This is a genomic window from Pedobacter hartonius (assembly GCF_900107535.1).
GTDB lineage: Bacteria > Bacteroidota > Bacteroidia > Sphingobacteriales > Sphingobacteriaceae > Pedobacter > Pedobacter hartonius.
In genome coordinates this window covers 412212-425714 of record NZ_FNRA01000001.1, presented here as the reverse complement: position 1 = coordinate 425714, position 13503 = coordinate 412212, and the positions used below count along the sequence as shown (strand labels likewise).

The window sequence follows — 13503 nt, the reverse complement described above, 5'->3', positions numbered from 1 at the left end:
ATGTCAATTAAATTTTCGTTTTTTTTAATGACAGAACTGAAATTCAACCCGATTAGTTATATTCGTTATCTATTCTGACAAAAATTGATGTACGCAGATAAATCATACGATGAAAACCTGGAAAAAGAACTATTGCACAAAGTTGCTTCAGGTAACCAAAAGTCTTTTACCGAACTATTTGAAAGGTATCAGACTTTGGTTTATGACTATGCGCTCAGGTTAACGCGTTCAAAATCCCAGGCTGAAGAGATCGTTCAGGATATTTTCATTAAAATATGGGTAAACCGCAGAGACATGGAGAACATTCAGAATTTTGGCGGATACATCAACCGGATGGCAAGAAACCAAAGTTATACTGCCTTAAGGAAGATTGCTGCAGAATCGCTGCGGATGGCAAAATTGACGCAGCCTGAACTAGTTGGGTCTAACAGTTCAGAACACAGGATCTTATACAATGAATCTACTAAAATATTAAAAGCAGCGGTAGATGTTCTGCCCCCTCAGCGCAAACTGGTATATGAGCTATGCCATGAGCAAGGGTTGAAGTATGATGAGGTTGCCGCAAAATTAAACATCTCTCCCGGGACAGTTCATACACACATGAAGCTGGCACTTAAATCCATCAGAACATATTTTCATTATATGGATGCCACAATCATAATTTTTATCTTCTTCATAAAGAGGTGATTACTCCTTTTGTAAATTTATTTATTTTTCCGTTACCCCTGTTTCCCATTCTATGCGTCAAGCAGTAGAATAGTGGAAATAACGTGCTCTAATGAATATTGATACAAGACTGAATTTTTTGTTTAAACAGTATGTAAGCGGATCCTCCACCCCGGAGGAAACTGCTGAGTTTATGATGATGATAAATAACCCGCAGTACAAAATTCTTTTGTATAAACTGATGGATCAGTATCTCGCGAAAACAAAATTTAACAACGGACTGGATGAAGAGCAGAAAACTAAAGTTCTAAGCCGGGTTTTTCAGTTTTCAGAACCCGAAATTTTAGCACCAGCGCCGCCGGTACAAAGCTCAGCGGCTGTCCGTTTGTTACCTTTATGGACAAAAATGATGGGGGCCGCAATCGTTCTGATTGCACTTTCCGTTGCCTTCTATTTCTCAAACAGACAGCAACAGGGAAAACGGATAGCGTATAGCAGTTACAAGGGAGAACTTAAACCTGGAGGGAACAAGGCAATTTTAATATTGGCAAATGGCACAAAATTATGCCTGACCGATGCAGCGAATGGTCAACTTGCAGAGGAAGAAAATGTACGTGTCAGTAAAACAGCAGATGGCCGTTTAGTCTATCAGGCCAAGGAAGGTACTCAGGAAACCAGGCCAGGAACAGATGCGAAAATCCAATACAATACGATCTCAACACCTGCCGGTGGTCAGTATCAGGTTCTTTTGCCGGACGGTACACATGTCTGGATGAATGCGGCTTCTTCTTTAAAATACCCCATCTCATTCGCTGATTTAAAAGAACGCAGGGTTGAACTAACAGGTGAAGCCTATTTTGAAGTTTCAAAAATACACAAGGCTGATGGCAGAATGCCTTTTATTGTGACCAGCAGGGGGCAGGAAGTAGAAGTGCTCGGTACTCATTTTAACGTCAACGCCTATAGAGAAGAAAAAACTTCAGTAACAACCCTATTGGAAGGAAGTGTACGCGTGCGCAGATCTGCTGTATCTGAAGAGATTATTGCTCCCGGTGAGCAGGCCGTAGTCAATGAGCATATAAAAGTAAGCAGAGTAGATACAGCCATTGCCGTAGCTTGGAAGAATGGCATCTTTAAATTTGATGATGCCGATATACATACCGTGATGAACCAGTTGTCAAGGTGGTACGATATAGATGTAGCATACCAGGGCAAATTGCCCGCTAATAAATTTAATGGTGAGGTGTACCGCAATATGGATGCTTCAAAAGCATTCAGAATTTTAAGCCTTGCCAAAATTAATTTCAGGATAGAAACGCCAGTAAATAACCAGGGAAGAAGGAGGATCGTCATCACACAGAACTAAGAATGCGCTTAAATTAAATAACACCACTCTCAATAACCAAATTATAAACTTAAAATCAGTATGAAAATGAAAATACGTCTACGATGTTGTAGTTGATGCTACACGGGACTTAAATGAAGCCGGACAATGTTGGAACCATTGCCCGGCGGAAGATTTGAGCTAACCCAATCCGATCATGAACCGGAAAAAATCTGAATTTCTGCATTAACCCAAACCCAATCAAAAGTATGAAAATAAATGCTTTCAACCCTGGTATGTCTAAACTAAAGATATGCCCTAAACTGCTATTGATCATGAAACTTACAACTTTCATTCTCATGATAGCCCTCGTACAGGCAAGCGCTTCCGTCGTGGCGCAAAGAATTAATTTAAAACAAAATAATCAGCCGCTTTCTGCGGTATTGAAGAGTATAAAAAATCAGACCGGCTATGTTTTTCTCAGCAGTGATTTCGACCCGGCTAGAGAAATGGTTTCGGTAGACTTACATAATGCAACGCTTGCAGAGGCGTTGACAGCTTGTTTAAGGAAACTCAATATTAATTACAACATAGTTGATAAAACGATTCTGCTGACCAAAAACAGCACATTTTCTGAACAACCGGCTCAGATTGTCATCCGTGGTCTCGTAAAAGATGAGAAAGGACTGGCGATTCCGGGAGCGAGTGTGAGGGTAAAAGGAACACAGATCATCGTTGCTACTGATGTAAACGGAAGTTTCAGCATCAATGTACCTTCCGAAGAGGCGGTACTGGTGATTACTTATGTTGGATACGATACCAGAGAAATCACAGTAGGTACCCAAAAGACGATTGCAATACAGCTCAAACCCAATGACAACGCGCTGGAAGAAGTTGCTGTAGTGGGATTTGGAACTCAGCGTAAAGTATCGCTGATCGGTGCACAATCTACCATCACCGGAACAGAACTCAAACAACCGGTAGGAAGTGTGACGCAATCGCTGGCGGGCAGGCTTGCAGGGGTAGTAGGGGTACAGAGAAGTGGTGAACCTGGCAGAACAACAGCTGATATATACATTCGTGGTATTGCAACTTTTGGCGGAAACTCAAGCAGCCCGCTGGTTCTAGTAGATGGGGTAGAAAGATCAATCGATAATATTGACCCGGAGGATATTGAATCCTTCACCGTATTGAAAGATGCGTCCGGTACAGCAGTATATGGCGTGAGGGGAGCAAACGGGGTAATCATTGTTAAAACTAAGGTAGGCAAAGTGGGAAAACCACAGATCCTGTTTGATTACAATGAAGGCGTCAGCACTTTTACACGCCGTCCTGAACTGGCTGACGGAATCACCTATCTGAACCTTGCCAATGAAGCAAGTTTAGGCAGGGGCCTGCCTGCTGCTTACACACAGGATTATATCAATAAAACTGCATCAGGTGCAGACCCGCTTCTGTATCCAAATGTAGACTGGATTGATGCGCTGTTCAATAAATACAGCCATACCAGAAGAGCGAACTTAAATGCTTCGGGCGGTGTAGACAATGCGCAATATTATGTTTCACTTGCTTATTACAATGAAACAGGTTACCTGAAGACTGATGACTTGTCACAGTACAATTCAGATCTCAATTTTAAACGGTACAATTTTACCAGTAACCTTAATCTGAAACTCACCGGCACTACAAAACTGGACCTGGGTATTCAGGGTTATGTCTCTACCGGAAATTACCCGTCGATCAATACCGCAGATATCTTCCGTTCTGCTTTGGATGCATCACCGGTGGCATACCCTATCATGTATCCCGGAGGCTTTGTTCCCGGACAATCATCTAACGGAGGTTTTAGAAATCCTTATGCAGATTTAACTACACGCGGTTACAGAACTGAATTCGAGAGCTTGCTCAATACAAATCTGAGAGTAACACAGGACCTGAAATTTATTACAGAAGGCTTAAGTGCAACAGCTATGGTAGCGTTTGATTCAAAAAACAGTAACGATGTGAACAGGTCCAAGCGACAGAGCACCTACTTCCCCGTCAACGTGCCTGGTACTGATTCACCTTATAAGCCCGATGGAAGTTTAAACCTGCAGGAAACTTTTACCAGTATGCAAAATTATCTGGGATATGATCCCTCAAGGGACGGAAACCGTCAGTTTTACAATGAGGCTGCGGTCAATTACGACCGGACGTATGGAAAACATCGCATCAGCGGACTGGCACTGGGCTATTCTATTGATCAGGTTTATCCTTTCGCTGGTGATTTTACGTCTTCCATTCCATTCCGCCAGATTGGTCTGGCTACCCGCGTTACCTACTCTTACAACGACCGCTACTTTGCGGAGCTTAACTTTGGGTACAACGGTGCGGAACTTTTTTCCCCGCAACACCGGTATGGGTCATTTCCGGCTTTTGGTCTGGGATGGGTGCCCTCTAATGAGAAATTCTTTGAGCCTGTAAAGAATGTAATTAACTTTCTGAAATTCAGGTATTCCAATGGAAAAACAGGGATAGGAAGAATTGCCAATGCCAGTTTGGTGGGCCGTCGCTTTGCCTATTTAACACTGGTCTCTGATGGTGCAACAGGTTATCAGCTGGGTAAGAATTTCAATAACCCGGGCGGAATCCAGGTAAGTGACTACGGCGTGGATATCCGCTGGGCCGAATCACGCAAGCAGGATTTGGGGATAGAAATTAAGGCACTGAATAGTAACCTGAGCCTGATCGTTGATCTGTTTAAGGAGAACAGGACCGGTATCTTCCTGCAGCGGCAATCCATTCCGGGATATGTCGGGCTGATCTCCCAGCCCTATGGCAACCTTGGGGTTGTTGATAACAGGGGTATTGACCTGACTTTAGACTATAATGCCAAACTGGGACAGGTAGACCTGGGTTTCCACGGAACTTTTACCTATAACCGGGATAAACTGATTGAGGACGATCTGCCTCCACAGCCCTACCCCTGGATGAACCACAAGGGCAATAATATCCTGGCAAGATATGGATATCAGGCTCTCGGGTTGTTTACCAGTCAGGCAGAAATTGATGCCAGTCCCGTTCCCGGATCTAAGTCGCTCGTGAAACCGGGGGACATCAAATATGCAGATCTGAACGGCGATGGCCTGATCAACTCGTTTGACCAGACGAAGATCGGAAGGGGAGATGTGCCCAATAAAGTTTATGGCTTTGGTGTAAACGTTGGTTATAAAGGATTGTCCCTCAGTACCTTTTTCCAGGGGATCAGCGGTGCTGACATTGCCCTGGGCGGGTCTGCCATACAGCCTTTTAACGGAAATGGCGGACTGAGTAACGCATACGCAATTATATCAGACCGCTGGACGCCTGAAAATCCCAGTCAGAATGTGTTTTATCCGCGTTTAGCTTTTGGACAGGACCAGAATTTCAACAATGTACAGAACAGTTCATGGTGGATTAAAAAAGTTGATTTCATCAGGTTGAAATCTGCCCAGCTCAGCTATAACCTGCCGAAAAGCCTGTCGAAAAAAATGCATGTGGGTAACACTGCGATCTACCTCATTGGTGCCAATTTATTCACCTGGAGTGGTTTCAAGTTGTGGGACCCTGAACTGAATACAAATAACAGTAACAATACGGCCGATGGTTCCAAATATCCTATCAATGCCACCTTGTCGCTTGGTCTGAATGTTAAATTTTAATAGAATTGAGATGAAAAGATATATTTATATTTTAGTGATCAGCTGTTTAACAATGGCTACCTCCTGTAAAAAGGGATTTCTGGATCAGGTTCCTGATGACAGGTTAACTTTAGACCAGACCTTTACAACACGGGCAACGGCCGAAAAATTTCTGAACAATGTCTATTCCAGTGTGCCAGATGAATTTGGCCAGCGTAATCCTGCTGGTGCCAGCAACGCAGGAATGTGGACAGGGGGATCAGATGAAGCCGAATTTCTGTGGAGTTTTGTGCAAAGCAATAATATGAACCTGGGCAGTTGGGATTCAAATTCTGATTTTGTCAATAATTACTGGAATAACTTCTACAGGGCAATCCGTTCTGCCAGTTTCTTTATGGCCAATATCGATAAGGTGAACCAGGATATCTCACCGGAACTTATCGTTCAGTACAAGGCAGAAGCCCGTGCTTTAAGAGCAATGTATTACTTTTATCTGGTGCGGTTATATGGGCCAGTAGTCATTGTTGGTGAAAATGTGATTGAGCCGGACGCATCTGCTGACAGCTTCCGTTTGCCACGTAATACCTTTGACGAATGTATCGATTACATCACCACAGAATTGCAAACCGCAGCGGCCAGCCTTCCGGTTGCGCCGGCTAATGATAATAATTACGGGCGTATCACCAAAGGAATTGCACTTGCTTTTAAAGCCCAGGCCCTGCTTTTAAGCGCAAGTCCGCTATATAATGGAAACGGCGACCTGGCTGCCCTCAAGAATAAAGATGGCAAGCCGCTGGTGAGCCAGACTTCTGACCTGAACAAATGGAAAAAAGCAAGTGATGCCTATAAAGATTTCCTGACGCAGTTTGGCGGTACCTATAGCCTCTATAAAGAAGCCAATGCTGATCCGGCCCTGGCAGCTTACCTGTCCTGCCGCAATGTATTCCTGGTTCAATGGAATTCTGAAGTGATTTTTGCACGTCCTGGCTCATCTGTAGGTCCGCGTCAGTATGAAATTACTCCGTACCATAGCGGCTCAAATTCTGATTCCAGGGCTTCAGGTGCGTTGGGCGCTACCCAGAGACAGGTTGATGCCTTTTTTATGGCGAATGGTAAAAGTATTGATGACGCGACCTCCGGTTATGTAACCTCAGGTTTTACGGATTATAAACCGGTGGGCGCTCCGGAAGCAAGGAGCGTGTATAACCAGTGGGTGAACCGTGAACCACGTTTTTATGTAAATATTACTTATGATAACAGCATCTGGTTAAACGTAAACAATGGTTTAATTACCACAAGGTTGTATAATACAGGTAATTCGGGTAAAAAAACCGGAGGTGGCGATTATTGCCCTACCGGTTATGTAGTACGTAAAGCCATGGGCTTAGGCAAATGGGACGAGAACAACCGCCCTGTTATTCTCTACCGCCTCGCCAATGTGTATCTGGATTATGCCGAAGCCCTCAATGAGTCCACACCTGGCGATCCGGATATCCTCCGGTATGTGAACTTGATCAGGGAGAGGGCAGGTATCCCGCAATATGGTTCGGCAAACCTTGCTGTTCCGCAAGACCAGTCAGCTATGCGCGAAGCGATCAGGAAGGAACGCAGGGTAGAGCTTTGTTTTGAGAATGTCCGCTTCTTTGATACACGCCGATGGAAAATCGCAGAACAGACCGACAACGGCCCGATGCCGGGACTGAATATTGGCGCAGACCTGCCAGATTTCCTGAGGGTTGTCCCGTTTGAAACCAGGGTATTTACTAAACGGCATTATTTGTTCCCGATACCATCAAAAGATGTGAACTCTGATAACCTGCTGGTTCAAAACCCAGGCTGGTAATAATAAACTGAATTGACTCCCGGAAGAAAGGATCTTCCGGGCCTTTAAACCATCTAAAATGTTAATGATGAATATGATCCATTTCTTCTTTTTACGTAAAAGATATTACATAATACTGGTGACAATGATGGCCTGCAGCATTTCCTCCTGCAGTAAAAAAGCAACAGAAGTAACTGAACCTTCAGCTCTGCTGACAAAAAAACAGCTATTTACGCCAGCCGATGCCACTGCAGCATTCCATTCTTTTAATAACATCTACTACAGCAGCACAGATAAATTATACTATGCAACTACAGAAAGGAATTCGATAGGAGCGATCTGGACCCAGGCAATTTACTGGGATATGGTCATGAATGCCTACCAGCGTACTAAAGATCCGGCTGATCTGAAAATGATAAACGATATCTATACCGGTGGTTTTAACAGGTATGACGGTTACAACTGGAACAATACCACTACCTGGTTTATATATGATGATATGATGTGGTGGGTCATTGCTTTAACCAATGCCTATCAGATCACCGGTAATACCGTTTATCTGGATAAAGCGAAAGCTGGATTCGACAGGGTGTGGAATGGCTCATATGATCCGGTAGCAGGAGGTATGTTCTGGGATTTTCAACATAGCGGAAAAAACTCCTGTATCAATTATCCTACTGTGATCGCAGCAATGAAGCTTTATGCAGTGACCAAAAATGAAGCATACTTTACCAAAGCCACAAGCATTTACGCCTGGTCCAGGGCCAATTTATTTGATACGAATAGCGGGAGAGTGGCCGACAATAAAATAGGAAACGTGCCTGGATATGCCGATTATACCTACAATTACGGAACCTGTATTGGTTCTGCAATGGCATTGTATAAAGCTACCGGTACACAGAGTTACCTGGCTGATGCAAAACTTTGTGCAAATTACGTGAAAAATACGATGAGCGATAGTAATGGTATCCTGCCGGCAGAAGGTGATTTTAATGAGCAGGGAGTCCTGAAAGCGATCCTGGCACAGTACCTGATCCAGCTGTTACCGGAAGACACCTCAGGACAATATGCCACATGGATAGACAACAATATCAATACTGCCTGGCAAAACCGCGACCAAAGCCGTGGTATCATGCACAGAAATTACAAAATTCCTTGCCCAACTGGTATTGTTCAATCCTACGAATCGAGTAGTGCAGTTGCTTTTATGCAATTATTTAACCCAATTTAAATTAACATACATACAAATGAAATTTAAATCAGTAATTTTTATCTTTTTATGGAGTTATGCTGCCTCTGCACAACATAAAGATCTTGTAAGCTATGTAAATACTTTGCAGGGCACAAACTCCAGGCATGAACTGACCAGGGGAAATACCTATCCTACTACTGCGCTGCCCTTTGGTATGCATACCTGGACCCCGCAAACCGGAAAAAATGGTGATGGCTGGAAATATCAATACCAAAAAGATCATATCCGTGGGTTTCAGCAGGCACATCAATGCAGTTCATGGACCCGCGATTACGCTGTGTTCTCATTTATGCCGATGACGGACCGGTTGACCCTGAACGAGAATGACCGCGAAGCTGAGTTCAGTCATGCTGATGAAATTGCTAAACCAAATTATTATAAGGTAAAATTTAAGAATAATATTACTACAGAAATCTCTCCTTCAGAACGTGGCGCACATTTGCGCTTCAGCTATCCTAAGGGAAGGAAAAGCTTCCTGGTTTTAGATGGTTATACAGGCATGAGTGGCATCAGGATCTATCCGAAAGAAAATAAAATCACTGGTTATGTACACAATGGAGAAGGATTTAAGGAAGGTTTCCGGAACTATTTTATCGCTGTATTTGATCATCCTTTTAAGTCTTATGGTACCTGGGAGAACAAAGTAAATACTGTTCAGGCCAATGCCACAGCAGCGGAAGGAGAGGGCAAAGGTGCTTATGTGGAGTTTGCGGCCGGATCCAAAGTCCAGGTAAAAGTGGCTTCTTCGTATATCAGTGAAGAACAGGCTGCCCTGAATCTGATCAATGAGCTGGGACAGGATCATACATTAGAAGACACCAAAGCGAAGGCGGCAGGGGTATGGAATAAGTCGCTCGGGAAAATAGTAGTGGAAGGTGGTTCAGAAGAAGACAAAGCAACGTTCTACTCCTGTTTTTTCAGGGCCAGTTTGTTTTCCAGGAAATATTATGAAATAGATAAGGATGGAAAACCTTATTATTTCAGTCCCTATGATGCCAAAATCCATCCTGGTTACATGTTTACAGATACCGGCTTCTGGGATACCTTCAGGGCCCAGTTCCCGTTGAACACGCTCATTCATCCGGAAATGCACGGCAGATATATGAATGCCCTGCTTGAAGCTTATCAGCAATGCGGCTGGCTGCCATCCTGGTCATTTCCAAGTGAGGCAGGCAGTATGATCGGCAACCATGCTATTTCCTTACTCGCAGATGCCTGGGCAAAGGGGATTCATACGTTTGATCCCGATCTCGCACTGAAAGCTTATTTACATGAGGCTACCCATAAAGGTCCCTGGGGGCCGGCAAATGGGCGCGACGGATGGAAGGAATATTATCAGCTGGGGTATGTACCCTATCCGCAATTCAGAGAGGCTACCGCAAAGACCATGGAATATGCCTATGATGATTTTTGCGGATATAACCTGGCAAAAATGACTGGAAGGGATTTTTACGCTGATATTTTTAAACGCCAGATGTATAACTATAAAAATGTCTATGATCCTTCAACGCGGTTTATGCGGGGGAAAGATGGTGCAGGTAACTGGAAACCGAATTTTGACCCTGCAGAATGGGGAGGCCCCTTTACAGAGGGGAATGCATGGCACTGGCAGTGGTCAGTATTGCAGGATATCCATGGGCTGATCAGCTTAATGGGTGGGAATCAGAATTTTACAGCGAAGCTGGATTCTGTTTTTTCTGAACCTAACAGGGTCAATGTTGGAAGTTATGGGGGCATGATCCACGAAATGACGGAGATGGTAATGGCAAATATGGGACAGTATGCGCATGGGAACCAGCCTATTCAGCATATGGCTTATCTTTACACTTATGCAGAACAGCCCTGGAAAACCCAGTATCATACCCGGGAGATCATGAGCAAATTGTACAATGCAACTGAAAACGGCTATCCTGGTGACGAAGATCAGGGGCAAACAAGTTCCTGGTATGTACTGAGTGCAATGGGTTTTTATAGTGTGACCCCGGGGACAGACCAGTACGTTCTGGGAAGCCCGATGTTTAAGAAGATCACGCTGAACCTGGAAAATGGGAAAAAATTCGTAATTGATGCCCCGGCAAATAATAAAGAAAACGTATATATTCAATCTGCAACGTTAAACGGCGAGCCGTTCACGCATAATTATTTGACACATGGGAACTTTCTCAAAGGGGGTGTCTTAAAACTTGAAATGTCAGCCAGTCCTGCACTTACCCGCGGACTGGCTCCGGCAGATCAACCGTTTTCACTCAGCGGAAAAGAGTAATTGAAATAAAAAAGGCACCGTATTGCGGTGCCTTAATTTTACACAACTTGCTTTATTCGTACTTCAGGGCTTCAACAGGGTTGGCTTTTGCAGCCTTGTAAGCCTGAAAACCCACCGTCAAAAATGCAATGACTATAATCCCCGCTATTGCTATCAATACAATTGCCAGTGATATGGTTGTCCTGAACTCAAAACTTGTGAGCCATCTGTTCATCAGGGAATAAGCCAGCGGTACACCAATACATACAGCGATGAACACCATTTTCAGAAAAGAAGTGGAGAGTAGTTTCATGATATTGCCAACTGAAGCACCCAGAACACGGCGTACGCCAAACTCTTTTGTACGCTGTTCTGCCGTGTATGCAGCCAGGCCATAAAGCCCCAGACAGGAGATCAGTATCGCGATGCCGCCAAATAGGTTGGCCAGAATGCCCAGTGTTTTTTCTGACTGCAGTTTATTGGCAAACAGATCATTTACAAACCTAACCTCTATCGGAAATTCCGGATTGATATTTCTGACAATACCTGAGATCATCTCCATATTTTTACTCAGACTGTTAACAGGATTTAGCCGCATATTAATGACTCCTCCGGGATTTTTATTGAAGATGATCACCATCTGGCGTCCGGAACGATACGGAGAATCCCAGATGAAATCTTTAAAAACACCGATAACCTTTAGTTGGCTGCCAAAGAGGGTTACGTTCATTCCTAAAGGATTTTTAAGCTTCATCGCCTTCACGGCAGTACTGCTCAGTAAAATTCCTGCGCTATCTGAGGCGAAATCCCTGGAGAAATCACGCCCTGATACCATCTCCACACCGTTTGTCTTCACAAAATCATAGTGGGTCTCCAGGCGGTTGAAAACAATTTCTTTCCCTGATTCTTCCATTCCGGGCCATTTAAAGCCATAAAACCAACTGCCTACGTCAGTCATGCTGCGGGACGACTTGTTGACGGATGTCACTGCACCGCTTTTGAGCACCTGCTCTTTAAACAGATCAAACTTATTGTTCAGTTCACCATCCTGAAGCACCTCCGCAAGGGAATGGATATTGTATCCCACCGGTTTGTTTTTTATAAACTGCACCTGTTTGTAGATCACAAGCGTGGCTATGATCAGCATAATGGCAAAGCTAAATTGTACGACCACCAGTACCTGCCTTAAATTAATAGGAATGAGATTTGCCCTAGCTGTTTTCTTTTTTAAGGTCTGGATAGGGTTAAAGGACGAAAGGAACAATGCCGGATAGGTTCCTGACAAAAGGCCGGTCAGCAATGCTACCGTCAGTATGCCCAGCCAATAGCTTGTGTTGTCATAAGCAATTGTAATCTCCATACCCAGCAGGTTCTTGAATGCAGGTAAACTGGCTTCAACGATGCAGACAGCTATCAGCACAGCCACCATAGTGAGCACTATAGTCTCGGTCAGGAACTGGATAATCAAAGAACTGCGTGTAGCACCGATAGTTTTTCTGATACCCACTTCCTTTGCCCGGCGCTCTGATTTGGCAGTAGCCATGTTGATGAAATTGATGCAGGCAACCAGCAAAATTCCGAATGCCAATGCCATAAAAAGATAAATACGCGCGATATCGCCGCCCACGCTCTTGCCGTTCATAAACTCACCATGCAGATGTTTGTCTGACAGAGGGAATAAGAAGTTCTCATTCCTTTGGTCGGTATAATTTGCATTGAACAGCTTTTTCACTTTAGCATTGACCAGGTCAATCTTGTCCGGATCATTAACCCTGGCCATTGCCAGGAAGTTGAAATTTCCCCAGCTCGGTTTTCTGACATATTCGTTGATGCTTTCAAAAAAAGACCAGGGCATCAAATAGTCAAACCTGATTGAAGTATTGGCAGGCAGATCTTTAATCACACCGGTAACTTTTAAATCATTAGAGTTTTTATACCTGACCGTTTTGTTCAGTACATCTGTAGTGCCGAATAAAAGCTTTGCAGTCGTCTCAGTCAACACAATAGCATCTGGTGTACTTAGCGCAGAATTGGGGTTGCCGGCTATGAACTCGTAATTGAAAACCTTCAGGATATCCGGGTCGGCAAAGAGATCTGTTTTCTTAAACCCTTTTTGCTGATTTGCTATGAGCGATTGATCAAAACCGCCAATCCGGGCAATGACGTCCACCTCAGGTATTTCAGCTTTAATGGCCATTGCAATCCCATCTCCCGGAGAGCCTCCCGTGCTCGTAATCTTTCCGGAAGCATCCTGAAAGTTGGTCATCACCTGATAAATTTTGTCTGCATCCCTGAAGTGACGGTCAAAATTCATTTCGTAATTGATATACAGGAGGAGAAGTAGGCAGGCCGACAAGCCAGCCGCAAGGCCAGCAATATTAATAACAGAAGATGTTTTGTTTCTCCAGAGGTTGCGCAACGCGATTTTAAGATTGAGTTTGAACATAGCAGCTTTTTTATCAATTGTGTAATACGATTGATCTGCAATTTACCAAGTTTATGCCAAGAGTAGATAATATTTTAACCAGTTGTTGTACA

Annotated in this window: 7 protein-coding genes; 6 read left to right on the top strand and 1 reads right to left on the bottom strand. The window is 43.9% G+C overall.

What is annotated here, in order from left to right:
• The first annotated feature begins 87 nt into the window (after positions 1-87).
• The 6 genes from BLW16_RS01905 (at position 88) to BLW16_RS01880 (ending at position 10986) form a co-directional block, all read left to right on the top strand.
• Positions 88-687: an RNA polymerase sigma factor gene (locus tag BLW16_RS01905; RefSeq protein ID WP_090554588.1), complete on the top strand. Its 600-nt coding sequence runs from the start codon at positions 88-90 to the stop codon at positions 685-687.
• A gap of 91 nt (positions 688-778) precedes the next feature.
• Complete coding sequence (locus tag BLW16_RS01900) at positions 779-2032, top strand: FecR family protein (RefSeq protein ID WP_090554587.1); 1254 nt, start codon at positions 779-781, stop codon at positions 2030-2032.
• 293 nt (positions 2033-2325) lie between these two features.
• On the top strand, positions 2326-5670 hold the full coding sequence (locus BLW16_RS01895) for a SusC/RagA family TonB-linked outer membrane protein (protein WP_217631499.1): 3345 nt from the start codon (positions 2326-2328) through the stop codon (positions 5668-5670).
• 10 nt (positions 5671-5680) lie between these two features.
• Entirely contained in the window at positions 5681-7492 is a 1812-nt protein-coding gene (locus tag BLW16_RS01890; RefSeq protein WP_090555175.1) for a RagB/SusD family nutrient uptake outer membrane protein, read from the top strand.
• A gap of 64 nt (positions 7493-7556) precedes the next feature.
• Positions 7557-8702, top strand: a complete 1146-nt coding sequence (locus BLW16_RS01885; protein WP_217631498.1) for a glycoside hydrolase family 76 protein — start codon at positions 7557-7559, stop codon at positions 8700-8702.
• 16 nt (positions 8703-8718) lie between these two features.
• Positions 8719-10986 carry a GH92 family glycosyl hydrolase gene (locus BLW16_RS01880; RefSeq protein ID WP_090554584.1) on the top strand — a complete coding sequence of 756 codons (2268 nt, stop codon included), beginning with the start codon at positions 8719-8721 and terminating at the stop codon, positions 10984-10986.
• Between the two features lie 52 nt (positions 10987-11038).
• Here the strand turns inward: BLW16_RS01880 and BLW16_RS01875 are convergent, their stop codons facing one another.
• Positions 11039-13411 (bottom strand): ABC transporter permease, encoded by a 2373-nt coding sequence (locus BLW16_RS01875; RefSeq protein ID WP_090554582.1) that lies wholly within the window; start codon positions 13409-13411, stop codon positions 11039-11041.
• Between the last annotated feature and the right edge of the window lie 92 nt (positions 13412-13503).

Coding starts and splice junctions, on each gene's coding strand:
- BLW16_RS01905 (WP_090554588.1), top strand. CDS start 88: ATGTACGCAGATAAATCATACGATGAAAACCTGGAAAAAGAACTATTG.
- BLW16_RS01900 (WP_090554587.1), top strand. CDS start 779: ATGAATATTGATACAAGACTGAATTTTTTGTTTAAACAGTATGTAAGC.
- BLW16_RS01895 (WP_217631499.1), top strand. CDS start 2,326: ATGAAACTTACAACTTTCATTCTCATGATAGCCCTCGTACAGGCAAGC.
- BLW16_RS01890 (WP_090555175.1), top strand. CDS start 5,681: ATGAAAAGATATATTTATATTTTAGTGATCAGCTGTTTAACAATGGCT.
- BLW16_RS01885 (WP_217631498.1), top strand. CDS start 7,557: ATGATGAATATGATCCATTTCTTCTTTTTACGTAAAAGATATTACATA.
- BLW16_RS01880 (WP_090554584.1), top strand. CDS start 8,719: ATGAAATTTAAATCAGTAATTTTTATCTTTTTATGGAGTTATGCTGCC.
- BLW16_RS01875 (WP_090554582.1), bottom strand. CDS start 13,411: ATGTTCAAACTCAATCTTAAAATCGCGTTGCGCAACCTCTGGAGAAAC.